Raw genomic sequence first — 19,010 nt, 5'->3', positions numbered from 1 at the left:
CGGCCGGCCGGTCAGCTTCGTGCCGAGCCGGACAGGTCGAGCACTTGGTCTGCGAGCGCGAGCGTGGACGGGCGGTGGCTCGCCACCAGCACGGCGATGCCGCGGGCGCGCAGGTCGGCGAACAGGGCGGCCTGCATATCCTCGTCCAGCGCGGCGGTCGCCTCGTCTAGAACCAGGAGATCCGGATCGCGGGCCAGCGCGCGGGCGATCAGCAGCCGCTGCATCAATCCGGCCGGGAAGGAGTCCTCGCCCACCAGTGTCTGGACGCCCATCGGCAGGGCCGCGATGTCGGTGTCGAGCCGGACCAGCCGCGCCGCCTCCCACGCGCGCTCGACCGGCAGCGGCGCCATGCCCAGGATGACCGACCTGATGGTCGCCACCCCGATCTGCTCGTCCTGCAGAACGGCGCCGGTGCGGCCACGGACGGCGGCGGCATCCAGGCTGCGAAGGTCGCGGCCATTGATCCGCACCATTCCCGAATCCGGCCGAAGCAGGCCGAGCGCCAGCGCGATCAGCGTAGATTTTCCGCTGCCGGATGGGCCGGCAACCGCCACCACCTGCCCCCGCGCAAGGCTGAGCGACACGCCGCGCAGGCAGGGCGCCGGCGCTCGCGGATGGGTGAAGGTGACGTCGCAGAGGTCCAGGCGCTCCACCGGTCCGGGATCGGGCGCGCCGGGCGGACTTTCGGGCGCCGCCTCCAGCAGCGGGCGCAGGGGGGCGATCAGTTCACCATCGGGAAGCCGGCCGAACGCTCCCGCCAACCCCAGCACGGTCCGCACCGTCGGCAACGCCGCCAAGGCTGCTGCGGCTGCGACGGGCAGGCCGCTGCCCTCCCGCATCGCCAGTCCGCCGACCAGAAGCGGCACTCCCAGCATCAGCGCCTGTGCGACCGCGTCGGCGTCGGTCCTGCGTGCCGCCGCGAGCCCGACCTGGGCGGACAGATTGCGCAAGGCCGACATCGCCCGATCCGCCGCCCAGCGATCGGCCCCCAGAAGGCGAAGCTGCGGCAGGCTGGCGGCCGGGAGTTCTATCCTGTGCCAGGAGTCCGCCGCGGCATCCCGCCCTGCCCGCCGTATCCGGGCGGACCGGCGCAACAGCCACGCGTGCAGCAGCCCGCCCACGATCATCATGAAGCCGCCTGCCAGCGCCGGCCAAGCTGCGGCCCATCCCATCACCACCAGCGCCGGCCCCAGCCGGACCGAAGCCTCGACCATCGCATCGCGACCTGCGACCGCCTGCTGCATCGCGGTGATGCCGTCGCGCAGCCGGTCTTCCTGAACGGCACCGGCGACCGCCCGCAACATGGCGGGCGGGACGGCCAGAAGCCGCTCCCACAGCAGGCCATGCAGCCCGAGGTCCGATGCCGCGCCGAAGCGTGCCGAGGCGACCCGCCGCACCCGTTCGCACAGTCCGGCCGCCGATGCCGCGAGCAGGAGAACCACGGCCAGGGCGGCTAACGCCATCGCGCCGCGCGCCAGTGCGCGCTCGCCCAGCAGCAGCACCGCCACCGCCGGCAGCACCGCTGCGACGCCACCGCCGGCCGCCGCGAACAGTGCCAGCATCCGGTCGTCCCGGCCGTCACTCAGCGCAACTTCCAGCCATCGCGCCGGCGTCAGCGGCTCGACACCTCCGGCGCGGACAGGGGCGCAGGCATCGGGGGAAAGCGTCGCGGCGAGAGTGGCATCCATCGGGCGGGAACGGCCGTCGGTCTCCTCCAGACGATAGCCGCCACGTCGATCGGGGAGCAGCAGCACCGGTCCGCCATCGCTCTGCCGGAAGGCCAACAGCGGCCCCTGGTCGCGCTGCCACCAGGGCGTCGTCCCCCGGCTGCCCGGCGGCAAGCGCACCCGGCGCAGGCGCATTCCAAAGGCCGGGGCCGCCGCGCGCAAGTCCGCTTCCCCGCCGCCCTTGCGGATCCCGTCGCGGATCAGGGCGCGCAGCCCGTCCACGATGTCGCCTGCGCTAGCGGTCACGACGGCATCTCCGCCCCGGCCGCAGACGGGTCGAGGTGAAGACGGTGTTCACAGCCCTCCAGAGTCGCCGGGCGACGGCTGGTCACCAGGACGATGCGGTCGGGTCGCTGCAGCCCGTCGAGGATGCGACGCGCCAAAGCCGGCTCCAATGTATCCAGAGCATCGTCGATCACCAGCAGGACCGGGTTGCGCAGAAGCGCCCGCGCCAAGGCCAACCGGCGTCGCTGTCCGCCGCTGAGTTCCGGGCCGCCTTCGGTCAGTTCCAGGGAAAGGCCGCCGCGGGGTTCCAGATCGCTCCACAGCCGGACCTGCTCCAGCGCCGCCACCAACGCCGCATCGCTTGCGGAGAGGTCGCCGACCCGCAGGTTATCGGCGATCGTGCCGGCGATCACCGGACTGGAACGGTCGACCAGCGCCACCGCGCCGGGACATTGGCGGGCAACCGTCGCGACCGGCCGGCCGTCCAGCAGAATGCCTCCGGACGAGGGGTCCAGCAGCCCACAGGCGAGTTTGGCCAGCACCGACTTTCCGGAACCGGAGTCGCCGCAAACCCCCAGCCGCTCACCCGGGTCGAGACGCAGATCGATCCCGGGCAGGACCGGCGGCGCCTGCGGCGACGGTTGGAACCGGACGGACTGGACGCAGAGACGGGCGGCAGGGCGCTCTGCCGCGGGGGGATGCTCCGCCTCGGCTGCCGCCGCTTCCAGATCGTCCAGGCGATGCAGGGCGGCTTTCAAATCCTGCAACGCCGGCATGACGCGGTCCAGACGCAGGACCTGCCGATGTGCCGCCAGCGTCAGCACGGCGAGCGCCACCACTCCACCGCTCCCGATCCGGCCGGCGGCGAGGCTCGTCAGCAATACAGCCGCAAGACCAACCCCGGCGACGCCGGTGAGCACCGCCATGAGCCGCGCATGGCGGGCCACCGACTTCTGCCGCCAGATGGTCTGCACGGCATGGCGGCCTGCAAGCTGGGCCAGAACCTCGCCATCGCGCCCACCGGTCCTGTGGGTGTCGAGCGTCGTGATGGTTCCGCCGTCCGGAACCAACGGTGTCGGCGCATTCCGGCGTGCAGCCACGGCACCACGCCTGAGATGAATCATGCCGAGCGCGGCCAAGGCCGGGATGACGGTCAGCAGCAGCGCCGCCCCGCTCCACCCGTCGAGCCAAAACGCGGCTGCGACCGGCAGGACCAGCAGCGGCAGTTCCACCAACCGCATGATGTCGCCGATGTGCCGTTGCAGCGCACCGCCCGCCAGCGGCACCTCCAGCACCTGTGCCATATCCCGGCGGGCGAACCAGACGGCAGGCATCCGCCGGAGCCGGCCGAACACGCCGGCGGCGGTGTCGTCGGCCAGCCTCATACCCAGAAGCGCGGTCAGCCGGTCCCTGCCCCATCCGGCGGCGACCGCGGCAACACAGGCTCCGGTCAGCGGGTTCAGGGCGGCGCCTCCGTCGGCCCAACTCCCGGCCGCGAGTGCCGCCCCCACACCGGCGGCGCGGCCAAGCGCGGCGGACAGCAGAATGGCCAAGACGATGCCCGCTTGCGGCCGAAGCCGCGTCGCCAGCGCCCGCGCCGGTGTCGGCGGACGCCACTTCCCCTGCGGATGCTGTGCGCCGGGCTCCGGCGGCTGGATGGTGATGGCAATGCCGGTGAAGGAGTCGTCGACCTCGTCCCAGCCCATGACATGCGGCCCGCCGCCCGGGTCGTTGACCAGAAGCCCGTCGCAGGTTTCGGCCTCCACCACGAGGAAATGGATGAAGCGGCTGTGGGCAATCAGGGGAAAGCCGAGGGAGGACAGACGGTCCGGCTCGGTGCGGAAGGCACGGGCGACCATGCCGTGGTCGCGGGCGATGCGGATCAGGGCGCGGGCATTGACGCCGAGCCGGGTCGACCCCGCTTCTGCCCGCAACTGCTCCAGGGGAACCGGGCGGCCGTGGTGGGCCAGCATGATGCCGAGCGCGGCCAGACCGCACTCGGCGATCTCGCCCTGGCGCAGTTCGGGCGTCGCCGTCCGCCTTCGGCCTTGACGGGTGAAATTCGATGGTGGGGAGTTGCTCATTCTTGCTGAGCGTTGCGTCCGCGGGGAAATTCTCCGCAAGACGCAACGCCTGCCGGTTCGAACGACCTCAGCGCCCGAAGCCGGAACCCTTCTTCGCTTCCTTCTGGCCGAACCCGGTGGGCGGGAAGCCACCGGCAACCATGTCGAGTTCCTCGTCGCTCAGTTCCGCCTGGCTGTCCTCGGCCGGAACGGCAAGCAGTTCCCCATCGGTCTCGACCAGCCGCATCGGCATCGGCAGGTCGACATCGTAATGGCGCTTCACGGCTGCGTTCAGGTCGGCCTGAGCCTCTGCACGGAAGGCGTCGTCGGTCTTCAGCCGCTCCGCAGCCGCGGCGATGGCATCGGCGCCGTACATCTGCTCGAAGTCAATGTTGCTCATTTCGGAAATGCTCCAGTTGGCGATTGGGTGAAAAGCTGAAGAAAACTCTGCGGCGGGCGATCACGGCGAACCGGTCGCGGGTTCGCGGATCATCTCGAAGGTCTCGTCCACCCGCAGCGAGATCGGGGCGAAGCGGCGGCGGGCCAGCGACATCATGCGGGGGAACATGGTGCCGAACATGGCGATGGAGGTCGGACCGAAGGCGGCCACCTGCCGGGCATAGGCATGCCAATAGGCCCCGACCAGCATTCCCGTATGCCAGAGCGACCGCGCCAGATAGGCGCTGCGGTAATCGATCGCCGGCCGGTCGCGATAGCCGTCGAGCGGAACGCTTTCCGCCCGCTCCGCCAGCACCCAGCCGACCAGCACACCCTGCCGCCGCACCGCGATGGAACAGGCAGGCTCGATCCGCTCGGCACGGACATCGGGATGCATCAGAGGATGATGGTCGGGCTCTGCCGCCAGCGCAGCGATGGCGCCACGGTCGTCGACGTCCGGCGTCCGCCAGGGATCGAAGCTGAACCCGTCGGGATCGCGCAGCCGGCCGGTCAGCGACGGCCAGCGGCCGACCGCCTCGACCATCGGCGCCGCCTCTCCGATGGCACGGACATGGGTCAGGCGCGGCGCAGTCCAACCGGCCGCCGACAGGGTCGCGGCCAGCGCGGCGCGTTCCGGCAGCTTGTCCGAAAAGGCGGTGATCAGACCGCTGGCGCCCGCGGCGGCGGCGGCCCTCCCCCACCCAGCGGCAAGGGCCCGGCCGATGCCGCGGTTGCGCAGGCTGCGCGCGACAGTCAGCGACAGCAGCCTTGCCCCATCCTCCTGCCTCTGCCCAAGCGCCAGCCCGGCCGGCAGCCCGCCGACCGTGGCGCCAACGGCCACCCATGGCGGCTCCAGCCGATCCAGCACCGGAGCCAACCGGGGAAAACCGAGAGTGGCGAATGCGGCGGCATTGCCGGACAGCGGCGCGACGCGAAGGCCGGCGATGCCGCCGTTCGGCGCCGTGACATCCTTCATCCCAACCCGATCCTTCACGCCAGCGATCCCGATCATGCACACTCTGGAAGAGATGGAGACCCTGCGAAGTCCGCTGGACAATCCGGATGCTCTCTAACCATTATGCGTGCGAAACAAAGGGGTGCAAGCAATAAGCGGTGTCAGGACTGACATGGAACTGTTTCAGCTCCACAACAAAATTTCTTGTCTTTCAACGCCGGCGCGCATGCCGAAGCCTCCAGAACCAGGGATTCCATGAGTCGGACTGAAGCCGGACCGCATGGTGCCGAACGGCTGTTCCGCCGCAAGGCTCTGGAGCGGCTTACGACAACCGAGGATTACGACCAGCCGCCGACCATGATCAGCCAGCGCGGGCTGCGGCTGCAATTGCTGCTTGCCGCCCTATGCCTTGCGGCGGCGGTCCTGATCCTGGCCGCCGTCGCCTGATTTCCGGTCAACCGTGATGGCGCAGATAGGCGTTCGGGTCGCACTCCTCCCCCAGCGCCATGGCGCGGGCTCGGTGGATGTGCTGCATCAGCACGTCGCGGAACTCCTGCGCGGTCAGGTCGCTCCATTCCGGCGTCTCGCTGGCGAAGGTCATTTGCGCGGCGGTCGCTTCGAACAGGCGCAGCCATTCGTCCGCCTTGCCGGCCGGGTCGTCGTCCTTGCGGAACAACTCCGCCATCATCTTGGTCATCAGCGTGCCAAGCGCCAGCAGGTTCACATGCAGCAGCATGTTGCCCAGCTTCACATCGGGTTTCTCGTCGAGCATGGGTCCGTCACTCCGGGCGATGTCTTGACGGTTCACACGGACGGACCGGTGAAAGCTGGCGCGGAAACTTGAGCAAAAAAAGGCCCCTCCCCGCGGTTGCGGAAAGGGGCCAGGGTCGGGAGGACGCCCGAGAGGAAACGGAGTGACGGTCAGGCGTGCACGCCGGCCCCCTGAACCGCCGTCTTCGGCGCCACCGCGGCAGCGGCGATCGGCTTCTTCAGGATGCGCAACGCAACCGCGGTCACCACCGTGCCGACCACCAGGGCCACCACATAGCCCAGCAGATGCGTCACCGCGTTCGGGATCGGCAGGACGAAGATGCCGCCATGCGGAACCTTCAGCTCGGCCCCCACCGCCATCGAAATGGCGCCGGTCAGCGCGCCGCCGACCATCAACGCCGGGATGACGCGCAGCGGATCGCGGGCGGCGAAGGGAATGGCGCCTTCGGTGATGAAGGCGATGCCCAGGACGGCGGCGGCATTGCCGGCTTCGCGCTCCTCATGGGTGAAGCGGTCGGCGAACAGCTTGGTGGCGAGCGCCAGACCCAGCGGCGGCACCATGCCGGCGGCCATGGCGGCGGCCATCGGGGTGTAGACCTGCGACGCGATCAGGCCGGTGGAGAAGGCGTAGGCCGCCTTGTTGACCGGACCGCCCATGTCGAAGGCCATCATCGCGCCGATCAGCAGGCCGAGCAGGATGGCGCTGCTGCCCTGCATGCCCTTCAGCCAGGCGCTCATCCAGGCCAGCGCCTCGGCGACCGGCGTGCCGACGACGTAGATCATCAGCAGGCCGGTCAGCAGCGAACCCAGCAGCGGCAGGATCAGCACCGGCTTCAGCCCTTCCAGGTTGCGGTGCAGCTTGATGTGCCGGTTGAGGAAGGCGGTGCCATAGCCGGCGATGAAGCCGGCGACGATTCCGCCGAGGAAACCGGCGCCGATGCTGCCGGCCAGCATGCCGCCCACCATGCCGGGGGCGATGCCGGGGCGGTCGGCGATGGAATACGCGATGTAGCCGGCCAGCGCCGGCACCATCAGGGTGAAGGCTCCCTTGGCGCCGATCTGGAACAGGGCATAGCCCAGCGTCCCGGCATTGGATTCCTCATAGACGTAGATGCCGCCCAGTGCGAAGGCGAGCGCGATCAGCAGACCGCCCGTCACCACAAAGGGGAGCATGAAGGAGACGCCGGTCATCAGATGCTTGTAGGGGCCGGTGCGCTGGGCCGACCGCTCCGCCTTGCCGGCGGCGACCGCATCGGCCAGCGGGGTCGCGCCGCCAGGGGCACCGCCGGCTGCGCCATGCATCTTCGCCTCCGCCAGGGCGCGGTTGACCAGGGCCTTGCCGTCATTGATGGCGGGCTTGGTGCCGCTGAGGAACAGGCGCTTGCCGGCGAAGCGGGACAGGTCGATCTGGGTGTCGGCGGCGATCAGGACGACGTCGGCCTCGCGGATCTCCTCGTCGGTCAGCGTGTCGCGCGCACCGACGGAGCCCTGTGTCTCCACCCGGACCTTGTGGCCCAGCGCGGTCGCCGCCTGCTGGATGCCCTCGGCCGCCATGAAGGTGTGGGCGATGCCGGTGGCGCAGGAGGTAATGGCGACGATCCGGCGCGGCGCCGATGCCGCCGGAGGAGCAGCGGAACCGAGCACGTTCCCCAGCACGGCGCCGGGATTGCCCAGCACCTCGTCCAGCGAAGCGGAAACGCGCTTGACCGCGCCGAAGCGTCCCTCCTCCACATCGCCGCTGCCGACGAGCACCACGCCGTCCGCCGCCGCCAACGCCGCCGCGTCGAGCGGCGACTGGATGCCGAGGCTGGTGCGGATTTCCACCTGGATACGGTGGCCGGCCGACGATGCCGCCTTGCGCAACGCTTCGGCGGCCAGAACCGCCTGGGTGGTGAGGTCTCCCGCCGCGATCACGGCCAACAGGTTCGCCATTGTTTCCTCCTCGCGGGTTCGCGCCCGCGCCTGTCACTGTATTGAAGTCCGTCGGATGCTTTCGGCAGGTTCAGTCGAACCGGCTCAGCGTCACCTGCGCGGCGAGCGCCTGCACCGTCGCCGGATCGGGCAGGTTGGGGCCGAAGCAGCCGAGCTTGGCGGCGGCGAAGGCCACCGACAGCCGGGCCACATCCTCCAGCCCGCCTTCCTGCTGAAAGGCGGCGATCAGCCCCGCCACCATGGCGTCGCCCGCCCCGACGGTGCTCAGCGCCTGGACCGGCGGCAACCGGCCATGCAGGGCGCGGGCGCCATCCACGAAGAGAGCGCCGTCCGCCCCCAGCGACACCACCACCACCGACACGCCCCGCCGCTGCAGTCCACGCGCCGCGTCCAGCAGGTCGGCATCGGTCGACAGCGGACGGCCGGCCCAATCCTCCAGCTCGTGCCGGTTGGGCTTGATGCAGTGGGGCAGCGCGCCGGTGGAGGCCAGGGCCGCAGCCAGCGGCGCCCCGCTGCTGTCCAGCACCACGCGGGCCCCGGCCGCCGCCAGATCGGCGGTCAGGATGGCGTAGGTGTCGGTGGGCAGTCCGTCCGGCAGGCTGCCGGCCAGCAGGACCGGGGTACCCGGCTCCACAAGCCGGCGAACCGTCTCCTGCACCCGGCGGAGCGCACCGGGATCGGCTGTGAGGCCCGGCAGGTTGATGTCCGTCGTGTCGTTGGCCGCAAGATCGGCGATCTTGACGTTGACACGCGTTTCGCCCGGAAGCCGCAGGAAGGCGTCGGCGATGCCCTTCGCCTGAAACAGCGCCTCGAACGGCGCCGCGTTGCCGGTGCCGAGCAGTCCGGTGGCGACCACCGGCGTTCCCCAATCGGCAAGGCAGCTGGCGACGTTGACGCCCTTGCCGCCGGCATTGTGGCGCACCGCCCTGGCGCGATGGACGCTGCCGGGTTTCAGCGCATCCACCGTGATGGTCTGGTCGATGGCAGGGTTCAGCGTGACGGTGACGACGGGTTTCGTCATGATACGTCCCCCTCCAGCGCCCGCACCTCGTCGGAGGATTCGCAGTCCAGCGCACGCTGGGCCAGCGCCCGCAATCCGGTAAGGTCGCTGTCGCGCAGCCGGTCCTTGACGCCGGGGATGTCGCGCGGGGTCATCGACAGCTCGCGGACGCCGAGGCCGGCGAGCAGGGCGGCGCCGAACGGATCGCCGGCGATGCCGCCGCAGACGCCAACCCAGCGGCCATGCTTCTCGGCCCCCTCCACCGTCATGCGGATCAGGCGCAGCACCGACGGGTGCAGGCTGTCGGCCTCCGCCGCGAGTTCGGGATGCTGGCGGTCGACGGCCAGCGCGTATTGCGTCAGGTCGTTGGTGCCGATGGAGAAGAAATCGACATGGCGGGCCAGCACGTCGGCCTGGATGGCGGCGGCCGGCACCTCCACCATGATGCCGAGCGGTACAGCCGGGGCGTCCAGCTCCGCCCGGATGCGGTCGCAGACGGCGCGCAGAGCCTCGATCTCGCGCAGCGTGGTGATCATCGGAAACATGATCAGCAGCGCGCCCGGCTTCGCCCCCTTGGCGGCGCGGTAGAGGGCGCGGACCTGCGGTTCCAGCAGTTCCGGATGGCGCAGCAGCAGGCGGGCGCCGCGCACGCCGAGGAAGGGGTTCTCCTCATGCGGCAACTGCAAGTGCGGCACCTGCTTGTCGCCGCCGATGTCGAGCGCGCGGACGATCAGCGGACGGCCGTCCAGCGCCTCCAGCATGGCGCGGTAGGTCTGGTACTGCTCCTCCTCGCTTGGGGCGTCGCCGCGCTCCAGGAACAGGAACTCGGTGCGCATCAGGCCGACACCTTCGGCCCCCTGCGACAGGGCGACAGGCACCTGATCGGGACGGTTGACGTTGGCGCCGATCTCCACCGTGTGGCCGTCGCGGGTGCGGGCAGGCAGGCCGCGCCGCTCCTCCTGATGGGCCTTCTTGACGCGCTGCTCCTCGATCCAGCCAAGCGCGGCGGCCAGGGCGGTGTCGGGCGGGTCGAGGTACAGGCGGCCGGACTGGCCGTCGAGGATGGCGGTCGTGCCGTTGGCAAGCTCGGTCAGCGCGCCGCCGCCCGCCACCATCGCCGGCAGCCCCAGCGTGCGCGCCAGGATCGCGGTGTGGGAGGTCGGTCCGCCCTGCGCCGTCGCCAGACCGATCACCCGGCCCATGTCGAGCGCGGCGGTATCGGACGGCGACAGATCGTCGGCGACCAGGATGCAGGGGGTGTCCGGCAGGTCGCGGATGGAACCGCCGCGCAGGTCGGGATCGATGCGGGTCAGCACCCGGCGGCCGACATCGCGCAGATCGGCGGCGCGGCCGGCCAGCACCGGGTTGGGGTTGGCGGCCAGCTTGGCGGCGCTGCGCTCCACCGCCTCGTTCCACGACCAGCCGGGGCCATGCCCCTCCACCATCAGCTGGCAGGCGAGCGTGATGACGTCGGTGTCGTTCAGCAATTCCGCTTGCGCTGCGAAGATTCCCGCTTCGGCCGGTCCCAGCCGGCGGGCGGTGTCGTCGGCCAGCGCCTTCAACTGCTGGCGGGTCAGGTTCAGCGCCTCGTGCAGGCGGTTGCCGCCTTCCAGCAGCGGGGCCGGCCGGTCGGGAACCGTCAGGTCGGCCTTCGGCATCACATGCACCGGCCCGATTGCAAGACCGGGGCTGGCACCGATACCGGCGACCACCGGCATCTCGCGCCCGGCCACGGGCGGCGGGGTCCAGCCCTGCACCACGGCCTTCGCCTTGCGCGCCGCGGCGGCGGCGTCCGCCTTCTCCCGCGCACTGAGGCCGGTGATGGTGGCGCGCAGGCGGTTCAGCACCGCGCGCGCATCGGGACCGTCGGCGGACACCGTGATGCGGTCGCCGGGGCGCAGGCCAAGCTGCAGCAGCGCCACCAGCGTCTTGCCGTCCACGGCCTCGTCGCCATGACGGACGCGCACCCGTCCGGAAGCCGCTCGGGCGGTCTCGACCCAGGTGGCCGCGGGGCGGGCATGCAGGCCGGTCGGGTAATCGACCACCCACTCGAAGCTCTCGGCAAGGTCGCCGCCCTCTGACGCGGCCGTGGCCGGCGCGGCGGTCTCGTCCGACAGGGCGGCGGCGAGATCGGTGGGATTGGCGGTGGTGAACAGGGCATTCAGCCGCGCCTCGTCCTGCATCAGGCGGGTCAGGCGGCGCAGGATGGCGATGTGGGCATCGGACTGGGCGGCGATGGCGACGACCAGCCGGGCGGTCTGCCCGTCGTTCCAGACCACGCCGTCCGGCACCTGCAGGATGGCGATGCCGTTGCGGCGGACCAGATTGCGGTCGTCCACCATGCCGTGCGGGATGGCGACGCCATGGCCCAGGAAGGTGTTCGCCACCGATTCCCGCCGGATCATGCTGTCGGCATAGGCGGGGTCGATGCAGCCCGCGGCGATCAGCAGCTGCGCCGCCTCGCGGATCGCCGCCTCCTTCCCGGCCGGGGCGGCGCCCAGGCGGATCAGATCGGGGGGAAGGCTCAAGGGGTGCGTGTCGGTGACCATGGCAACCGTCTCCTCCGCGTGTTCTTGTCTGTCCTCTTGATGCTCAGTGAAAACGATTACAGTCGGACTGTCAACGGCTGCCGCAATGCAGCATCGGCACTTTTTCAGCAGAGCGTCTTGTCAAGCGGGCTGAAATGGGGAATGCTTCGGTCATCGTATTGGAAACGTTTTCAGAAAACCGTCCTCGCCCTAACCCGCTCTGGTCAGGCCGGGCCGCGCACGGCTAAGATCGCCTCCCCTTACGGGGCACCCCCTACCACCACTGGTTTGCAGATGAACGCCTCCGGCAAGACCGCCAGCATCAAGGACGTGGCCCTGGCCGCCGGCGTATCGGTCGCCACCGTGTCGCGCGTGCTGAGCAACGGCCCGGTCAGCGAGGCGTTGCGCAAACGGGTGGAGGATGCGGTGCGCGCCACCGGCTACCGCCCCAACCTGTCGGCACGGCGGCTGCGCTCTCAGCATTCGCAGACGATCGGGCTGGTGGTGTCGGACATCCGTAACCCCTTCTTCACCGCCGTCAGCCGCGCGGTGGAGGATGCGGCCTATCGCGCCGGCATGCGCGTGATCCTGTGCAACAGCGACGAGAATCCGGAGCGGGAGGAGTTGTACCTGCGCCTGATGCAGGAGGAGCGGATCACCGGCCTGATCTTCGCCCCGACCCGCGCGACGCTTGACCGGCTCGACACGCTCGACCTCGACTTTCCCGTCGTGCTGATCGACCGCAACGCGCCCACCGCCCGCCACGACGCCGTGGTCCTGGACAACCCGCGCGCCGCGGCGATGCTGGTGGAGCATCTGCACGCCCAGGGCTATCGCCGAATCGCCGGCCTGTTCGGCAACACCAGCACCACCGGCCAGGAGCGGTACGAGGGCTATCGCTCCGCCATGTCGGCCCGCGGTCTGGCACCCGCCGCCCGCTTCCTCGCCCCCCATGCCGACGCGGCGGAGGCCGCGGTGGTGGACTGGATGGCCGAGTCCGACAGGCCGGAAGCCTTCATCGTCAGCAACAGCCTGTTCCTGATGGGCGTGGTGAAGGCCGCCCGCCGGCTGAAGCTGTCGATTCCCGACGGGCTGGCGGTTGCCGGATTCGACAATGAACCCTGGACGGAACTGGTCGGCCCCGGCCTGACCGTCATCGAGCAGCCGGTGCAGGACATCGGCCAATCGGCGATGACCCTGCTGTTCGAACGGCTGGAAACGCCGGACCGTCCCCGCCGCCGCCTCATCCTGGGCGGCACCTGCATCGTGCGCGGCTCAACCGCCGCGCGGATGGCCGACGCCGACTGAGCCGGCGGAACTGAACCGGCGCGTCCTGCGGTGATTGGGCTACCGGCCCCGACTGCAACCTTTCATCGACCAGCCTGACCGGCCGGACATTGGAGCCCGCATCGAACGGGCTGCGGCATCGCCGCCGCACCCGGCAGCGAAACGCAACCGCGCTTCCCCCTCTCCTCTCGTGTGCCGCCGGTCGGGCAACGGACTACTCCCGATGCCGGAACATGGGCGTGGCCGATAACCAATGCCCGAAAGATACGATAGGACTCCCAGTTCCCGGCAACGGACGATCAAAGAAAAATACTCCCCCGGTGTGCGGGAAGAACAGTTCCGAAAGCGGCGTTGACCGTCGCCCAACACCCCACTACCGTTCAGTTTGCAATGCACAACAAAAATGCTCGTCTGAGCTAATAACGAAGACCAACGATCGCTGTTCCACTCCGCGATAATTTTTAAGGCAACCAAGTAATTGTTGTGACAACCAACTAATTCTTGGTGACGTTCATGACCCATGATGGTCTCCCCTGGTGGGGACCGGCCTGCCGACAAAACAAGAAGCACGAATCCGGGGGAGGACGCAGTGCGCACACTTCAGGGACTTCGACGGGGGTGAGGGCGCGATGCTGAAAGCTCTGACCGGACGCAAGACGGCGGCGAAGGGGGGCGGTTTCGCCCGGCATGGCGTGACGACTGTACTCGTCACTGCCGCCACGATGGCGCTCGGACTGCTGACGGGAATCCTCGTCGCCCGCACCATCGGTCCGGAGGGGCGGGGGGCGCTGACCGCCGTCCTCACCACCATTCAGATGCTGGGCTGGCTGTTTGCCATGGGCTGCGGCAAGGCGGTCACCTACGCGCTGTCGCGGGACCATTCGGCCGGCGGCCGGCTGCTGAGCACCTGGACGCTGATCCTGCTGCCTCTGGCGGCGCTGGCGATCGGCACCGGCTACCTGCTGCTGCCGCTGCTGCTGGCCGCGCAGCCGATTGAGACGCTGGAACTGGCGCGCCTCTATCTGCCCATGATCGCCATGGCCCTTTTGGCGGAGCTGATGCTGGGGCTGATCCTGGGCGATCAGGACTTCCGCAGCTTCAACGCGCTGAACTTCATCCAGCCGGCCGGCGTCGCCACGCTCTACGCCGTCCTTTGGGCCGCCGGCCACTTCACGGTGGAGGCCGCCGTCATCGTGCAGGCGGCGATGAGCACGCTGGTGCTGGTCGTGGCCACGGTCCTGCTGGTCCGCCGCCACGGGATCGGCCGCCCCGACCCGGCGCTCGGCCGGCAAACGCTCTGGTATGCGCTGCGTACCCATGGCGACGTGGTGGGCGGCGTCATCACCCAGCGGCTGGACCTGCTGATCATCCCGGCCGTCCTGCCGGCAAAACAGGTCGGGCTCTACGCCCTGGCGACCAGCCTGTCCTGGCTGATCGTCAGCCTGTCCAGCGCGCTGGCCACCGTGGTGATGCCCGCCGCCACCCGGCGGGGCCAGTCGGGGCGGGCGCTGGTGCTGAACAGCCTGCAGGTGACCTTCGCCATCGGCGGGCTGCTCGGCGGCGGGCTGTTCGTCTTCGCCGACATCGCCATCCGGCTGGTCTACGGCCCGTCCTTCGCCGACAGCGCGCTTCCGCTGCGGCTTCTGCTGCCGGGCGCAGTTCTCTACGCCGCCGCCTCGATCCTGCTGAACGGCCTCTATGCGGAGAACCGGCCCTTCACCGCCACCATGGCCAACCTGCTGGGCATGCTGGTCACGTTGGGCGGCCTGCTGCTGTTCCTGCGCAGCGGCGGGATCCTGGCCGCAGCCATCGTCTCCACGGTGGCCTACACGCTGGTGTTCGCCACCGCGGCGATCCTCTACCGCCGGGCGACCGGACTGCCCTGGCGCGTCTTCCTTCCCGACCCGGCGGTGCTCGCGGCCTTGCCGCGGCGCCTGATCGCACTCGCCAAACCGTCTCCGGTGACCGCCGCTCCGGCCGGACCCGCAGGCAAATGACAGAACCTACAGGATTGGGGGGACACACAATGCGACTGTCGCTCTTGACGCCCGAATACCCACCCGGCGAAAAGCTCGGCGGTATCGCCACCCACACCCACACGATGGCCCGTGCGCTGGCGCGGCTGGGCCACACCGTCCAGGTGGTGACCCCGTGGAAGGCCGGCGGCCTGCCGGCCGGCACCACCATCGAGGACGGCGTGACGGTGAACCGCGTCGATCCGGGGCCGCGCCTGCATGCGGTCGTGGACCGGTTCCGGACGAACCGCCGCCTGGCCGACGCCGTCCGCGCCTTCCGTCCCGACGTGGTTCATGCCGCTGAGTTCGATGCCGACGCCTGGTGGCTGACCCGTTTCAGCACCATTCCCGTGGTGACGCGGCTGGCGACGCCGACCGGGCTGGTGATGGACACCAACACGCAGCCCTGGGTGCCGCACACCCACCTGCTGAACGCGCTCGAACGCGACCAGACCAAACGCAGCGCGGCGATCTACGCCTCCACCCGAGCGATCGCCCGGCGGGTGGCCGATTACTGGCGCATCCCGCCGGAGCTGGTCCAGGTCATCCCCAACAGCATCGATCTCGCCGCGGTGGCGGCGAACCGGACGGCCGAGCCGCCGATGGCGCTGCCGAAGCGCTTCATCGCCTTCTTCGGGCGGCTGGAGGGGCGCAAGGGCATCGCCACGCTGGGCCGCGCCATCCCCGGCGTGCTGGCCGCCAACCCCGACCTGCATCTGATGATGATCGGCGGAGAGGACGTCGCGAGCGCCGCGATCATCGACCAGTTCCGGCGCGACGTCGCGCCGGTGGCCGACCGGGTCCATTTCACCGGCGCCCTGCCGCGCAACGATGCGCTGGCCGTGGTGGCGCGGGCGGAGATGGCGGTCGTCCCGTCCCTGTGGGAAAGCTTCGGCTTCGTGGTGGTGGAGGCGATGGCGCTGGGCGTGCCGGTGGTCGCCAGCGACTGCGGCGGCTTCCCGGAAATCATCGAGCATGGCCGCACCGGCTGGCTGGTCCCGCCGGGGGAGGCGGAGCCGCTGCGCGACATGCTGATCTCCCGGCTGGCCGACCCCGAGGGGCTGAAGGCCGTCGCCGCGGCGGGGCTGGAACATGCCAAAAGCTTTGACGTCGACGCGGTCGCCGCCCAGGTCGCCGCCCTGCTGGAGAATGCCAAGGCGGAGCGGTCGCAGGCCGCAGGATCCGGCATCTACAACAACGGCTATCGCCGTCATTTCCGCCCCGACCACCCGACCACCCCATTCTACCGCATTTATGACGAGAAGCGGCGCGCGGTGGCGGCGGAACTGGAGCGGCTGCCGCGGATGCGCATCCTTGATGTCGGCGGCGGATACGGCCGCATCACCGGCCCCTTCGCCGGCCGTCACGACGTGACGCTGGTCGACATCTCGCACGAGATGCTGGCCGAGGCGAAGGAGCGCTTCCCGGCCCTGACCGTCCAGCAGGCCGACGCCCGCAAGCTGCCCTTCGCCGACGACAGCTTCGACCTCGTCATCGCGATGGATTTGCTCTGCCACCTGCCGGACCTCGAAGCCGGCGTGCGCGAGCTGCAGCGGGTGGTCAAGCCCGGCGGGCGGATCGTCTGCGACACCACCAACGCCAACCCGTTGTGGGTAATCGCCTATCCCGGCTACTACCGCTGGCGGCCCGACCGGCTGCTGGCGACCATGCGCTGCCACGGCGTCCTGCCGGAATGGAAGGCGCTGGTCCGCCACCATTGGGCGCCGGAAATGCGCAAGGCCATCGCCGCCACCGGCCTGACCCTTCAGAAGACCGATCATTTCGGCCCGCCGGGGGTGGCGAAGTGGCACCTGTGGTGGTGCCGGCGCGGCGGCAAGGGCACGGAGGGGCACGCATCGTGACCAAACCGCCCCTGCTCCTTTTCCTCGCCCATGGCGGCGATCCGCACCGCGTCGCCATGGCGCCGGTGCTGGCCGCCGCGGCGGAACGCGCCGGCTGGGCCTTCGACCTCTATTACGACGGGCGGCGCAGCGGTCGCCATTTCGGCGGCTGGGAGGACGGCAACCGCACAGAAGCGACCGGCACCGGCAGCCTGATGGCCGGCGGCCGGCACCTGGACCATGCGCTGTGGCTGACCACCCGCTACCGCGTCGTGGCGCTGGGCGATCCGGCTTCCCCCCTGTGGCCGGTGGTGGAGGCGGGGGGCGAATGCGCCCTGCGCAGCACCGACCCCGCTGCGCTCTACGAGGCTGCCTTCCGCCTGCTGGAGCAGCCGATCCCGGCAGAGGTCGCCGTGCTGGATATGGCACCGCAGACCCCGCTCGGCATCGTCGCCGCGCCCTTCCTCTACCCGCAATTGATGGCGAAACCCTGCCTCGGCATCGATGTCGGCGCCGACGCCGGGCTGCGGCAGCGGCTGGAGGCGCTGGGCGCCCGCCATTTCACCGGCCATTGCGTCGACCCGGTGCGCGCCCGCCACTTCCCCGGCGGCCTCGACGCCGTGGAAGGCAGGGTGGCGGGGGAAAGCTATGCCAGCTTCAGCGCCGCTCTGGCCCACCGCCATGCCGGCTGGGGCCGCGGCACCCTGCTGGGCGATCCCGATCTGATCGCGGCGCAGTTGCCGCTGGCGGCGGCCAAGCGCCTGCTGCCGCTCTATGGCCGGCCGCAGACCGACGTGATCGAACGCGCCGCCGACCTGATCCGCAACGGGGCCGACCCGGTCTATGGCCGGCAGTTCGACGACCACGACTTCTTCGCCCTGGGCCGCCTGGGCCGTGGGCTGCAGATCGTCGATCCCGATCCGCCCTTCGCCAGCACGGCCGACGTGCCGCTGCGCATCGCGGAGCCGCCGCGCCCTTTCACCGACTACGAACCGGACGACGCCACCCTGCGCCGCTGGGCGGCGGAAGGGCGAGTGCTGACCACGCTGGTGCTGTGGTCGGGCATGATCCGCGAACTGCACTGCATCCCGCGTATCCTCGATCTGGTGGCGGCGACCGGCCTGCGCTGCGGGTTGGTGGTCACCGTCGACAGCCTGACCCAGTCCAGCCCCGCCGACCTCGCGCTCCTGTCGGTGCCGGAGGAACGCGGCGGCGTGTTGGGCCGGGTGGAGCTTCTGCTGGGCAGCACCGGCCGTGGGGTCTGCGCCGAAGGCGAAATGCCGAGCGACGAACTGGCCCGCCTGCTGACCGATGCCCGCGCGGAGATGGCGACCATGCTGCCGCCGGGGCTGATGCCGCGCGGCTGGTGGCCGCTGGTCGACTCGCCGCTCGTGCCGGGCCGCACGCCGCGTTTGCATTGGGAGGAGGGCCGGCCCGTCCTGCGCATCTCGCCCCGTCCGCGCCCGTTGGAAACCCCGGCGGCCAGCGTTGAGGCCGCGACGGAGGGCACGCCCCGCAAGGCGCCGACACGGGCCGGGGCTCCGGCCATGGACGCCCGGCGCCTGATCGGCAATGCGCTGCGCCGCTACCGGCTCGACCGCTTCTACGAGGCGTGGCGGCCCTATGACAGCGCCCGTCCCGGTCCCTTGCGGCGGGAGGTCGCCGCCGCCGTCCGCTCCGCCGGCTTCGACTACATGTGGACCAAGGCCGCCTTCGGTTCGGCGGAACCGGCGCTGGTCGACGGGGAGTTCGTGGCCCTGCCCTTCACCGCCGGTGATTGGGACGGCTGGTCGCCCTTCTACACCATCCGCAACACCGCCCAGGTGCGGGCGGCCGAACGCCGCCTGACCCGCGGCGGGCGGCCGGGATGGCTGGCGTCCAACATCGATTCCATCCTGTGGATGCTGCCGGGCGAGGTGCTGGAGAAGGGACGCGCCCTGTTCCAGGTCGCACGGCTCGTCGCCGGCGGCGGCGGGACCGGGACGCTGGTCAACGTCACGCCCAACACCGTCGCCCGCTACGCCTGCATCCTGGCCGAGACGAAGGCGGGACGGGGCACCCCCGCAATCCCGGAGCCGCCGGCGGAGATCCGCGGCAACCCGGCGCCGGACGCCCCCTCCGCTCCCCGCCAGCCCACCCGTGACCCGGCAGAGGTCGCCTGAACTATTGGTCGCCTGAACCATCGCGGCCGCATTGCACCTCCGCGCACCGTTTGTCGAGATGAAGGA

Annotated in this window: 13 protein-coding genes; 5 read left to right on the top strand and 8 right to left on the bottom strand. The window is 70.4% G+C overall.

Annotation, left to right across the window (positions count from 1 at the left end; genetic code table 11):
- Positions 1 to 11: 11 nt before the first annotated feature.
- The 4 genes from ACCD06_RS03670 to ACCD06_RS03655 form a co-directional block, all read right to left on the bottom strand.
- Positions 12 to 1,973, bottom strand: a complete 1,962-nt coding sequence (locus tag ACCD06_RS03670; RefSeq protein ID WP_413338875.1) for an ATP-binding cassette domain-containing protein — start codon at positions 1,971 to 1,973, stop codon at positions 12 to 14.
- Positions 1,970 to 4,036, bottom strand: a complete 2,067-nt coding sequence (locus tag ACCD06_RS03665; RefSeq protein WP_413338873.1) for a cysteine peptidase family C39 domain-containing protein — start codon at positions 4,034 to 4,036, stop codon at positions 1,970 to 1,972. The genes ACCD06_RS03670 and ACCD06_RS03665 overlap by 4 nt, the downstream gene beginning before the upstream one ends.
- Positions 4,037 to 4,103: 67 nt before the next feature.
- Positions 4,104 to 4,415 (bottom strand): hypothetical protein, encoded by a 312-nt coding sequence (locus tag ACCD06_RS03660; protein ID WP_109074197.1) that lies wholly within the window; start codon positions 4,413 to 4,415, stop codon positions 4,104 to 4,106.
- 60 nt (positions 4,416 to 4,475) lie between these two features.
- Positions 4,476 to 5,429, bottom strand: coding sequence for a hypothetical protein (locus tag ACCD06_RS03655; RefSeq protein WP_413338871.1), 954 nt, complete (start codon positions 5,427 to 5,429; stop codon positions 4,476 to 4,478).
- A gap of 234 nt (positions 5,430 to 5,663) precedes the next feature.
- Here ACCD06_RS03655 and ACCD06_RS03650 point away from each other — a divergent pair, with 234 nt between their 5' ends.
- Positions 5,664 to 5,855, top strand: a complete 192-nt coding sequence (locus ACCD06_RS03650) for a hypothetical protein (protein ID WP_413338869.1) — start codon at positions 5,664 to 5,666, stop codon at positions 5,853 to 5,855.
- A 7-nt stretch (positions 5,856 to 5,862) separates the two neighbouring features.
- Here the strand turns inward: ACCD06_RS03650 and ACCD06_RS03645 are convergent, their stop codons facing one another.
- The 4 genes from ACCD06_RS03645 to ptsP form a co-directional block, all read right to left on the bottom strand.
- Complete coding sequence (locus ACCD06_RS03645; RefSeq protein ID WP_413338867.1) at positions 5,863 to 6,180, bottom strand: hypothetical protein; 318 nt, start codon at positions 6,178 to 6,180, stop codon at positions 5,863 to 5,865.
- Positions 6,181 to 6,329: 149 nt separating this feature from the next.
- On the bottom strand, positions 6,330 to 8,111 hold the full coding sequence (locus ACCD06_RS03640) for a PTS fructose transporter subunit IIC (RefSeq protein ID WP_413338865.1): 1,782 nt from the start codon (positions 8,109 to 8,111) through the stop codon (positions 6,330 to 6,332).
- 70 nt (positions 8,112 to 8,181) lie between these two features.
- A complete protein-coding gene (gene pfkB, locus ACCD06_RS03635) occupies positions 8,182 to 9,132 on the bottom strand; it encodes a 1-phosphofructokinase (protein ID WP_413338863.1) in 951 nt (316 codons plus the stop codon).
- A complete protein-coding gene (gene ptsP / locus ACCD06_RS03630; protein WP_413338861.1) occupies positions 9,129 to 11,660 on the bottom strand; it encodes a phosphoenolpyruvate--protein phosphotransferase in 2,532 nt (843 codons plus the stop codon). The genes pfkB and ptsP overlap by 4 nt, the downstream gene beginning before the upstream one ends.
- Before the next feature lie 273 nt (positions 11,661 to 11,933).
- Between ptsP and ACCD06_RS03625 the strand changes: the two genes are divergently transcribed.
- The 4 genes from ACCD06_RS03625 (at position 11,934) to ACCD06_RS03610 (ending at position 18,944) form a co-directional block, all read left to right on the top strand.
- Complete coding sequence (locus tag ACCD06_RS03625) at positions 11,934 to 12,947, top strand: LacI family DNA-binding transcriptional regulator (protein ID WP_413338859.1); 1,014 nt, start codon at positions 11,934 to 11,936, stop codon at positions 12,945 to 12,947.
- Between the two features lie 608 nt (positions 12,948 to 13,555).
- Positions 13,556 to 14,923 carry an oligosaccharide flippase family protein gene (locus ACCD06_RS03620; protein ID WP_136703352.1) on the top strand — a complete coding sequence of 456 codons (1,368 nt, stop codon included), beginning with the start codon at positions 13,556 to 13,558 and terminating at the stop codon, positions 14,921 to 14,923.
- A 29-nt stretch (positions 14,924 to 14,952) separates the two neighbouring features.
- On the top strand, positions 14,953 to 16,803 hold the full coding sequence (locus tag ACCD06_RS03615) for a glycosyltransferase (RefSeq protein WP_413338857.1): 1,851 nt from the start codon (positions 14,953 to 14,955) through the stop codon (positions 16,801 to 16,803).
- The gene (locus ACCD06_RS03610; RefSeq protein WP_413338855.1) at positions 16,800 to 18,944 is read left to right on the top strand and encodes a hypothetical protein; all 2,145 of its coding nucleotides are present in this window, start codon (positions 16,800 to 16,802) and stop codon (positions 18,942 to 18,944) included. Before ACCD06_RS03615 ends, ACCD06_RS03610 begins: the two co-directional genes overlap by 4 nt.
- The last annotated feature ends 66 nt before the right edge of the window (positions 18,945 to 19,010 follow it).

Source organism: Azospirillum sp. CT11-132, from assembly GCF_047302835.1.
Lineage (GTDB): Bacteria > Pseudomonadota > Alphaproteobacteria > Azospirillales > Azospirillaceae > Azospirillum.
Note: the sequence above shows the minus strand (reverse complement) of the source record. Positions and strands in the feature narration are given on the sequence as shown.

Bases quoted from the DNA above. Each gene is read 5' to 3' on its own strand.
- ptsP (WP_413338861.1), bottom strand. From the start codon at position 11,660: ATGGTCACCGACACGCACCCCTTGAGCCTTCCCCCCGATCTGATCCGC.
- ACCD06_RS03660 (WP_109074197.1), bottom strand. From the start codon at position 4,415: ATGAGCAACATTGACTTCGAGCAGATGTACGGCGCCGATGCCATCGCC.
- ACCD06_RS03615 (WP_413338857.1), top strand. From the start codon at position 14,953: ATGCGACTGTCGCTCTTGACGCCCGAATACCCACCCGGCGAAAAGCTC.
- ACCD06_RS03625 (WP_413338859.1), top strand. From the start codon at position 11,934: ATGAACGCCTCCGGCAAGACCGCCAGCATCAAGGACGTGGCCCTGGCC.
- ACCD06_RS03665 (WP_413338873.1), bottom strand. From the start codon at position 4,036: ATGAGCAACTCCCCACCATCGAATTTCACCCGTCAAGGCCGAAGGCGG.
- ACCD06_RS03655 (WP_413338871.1), bottom strand. From the start codon at position 5,429: ATGAAGGATGTCACGGCGCCGAACGGCGGCATCGCCGGCCTTCGCGTC.
- pfkB (WP_413338863.1), bottom strand. From the start codon at position 9,132: ATGACGAAACCCGTCGTCACCGTCACGCTGAACCCTGCCATCGACCAG.
- ACCD06_RS03650 (WP_413338869.1), top strand. From the start codon at position 5,664: ATGAGTCGGACTGAAGCCGGACCGCATGGTGCCGAACGGCTGTTCCGC.
- ACCD06_RS03620 (WP_136703352.1), top strand. From the start codon at position 13,556: ATGCTGAAAGCTCTGACCGGACGCAAGACGGCGGCGAAGGGGGGCGGT.
- ACCD06_RS03640 (WP_413338865.1), bottom strand. From the start codon at position 8,111: ATGGCGAACCTGTTGGCCGTGATCGCGGCGGGAGACCTCACCACCCAG.
- ACCD06_RS03645 (WP_413338867.1), bottom strand. From the start codon at position 6,180: ATGCTCGACGAGAAACCCGATGTGAAGCTGGGCAACATGCTGCTGCAT.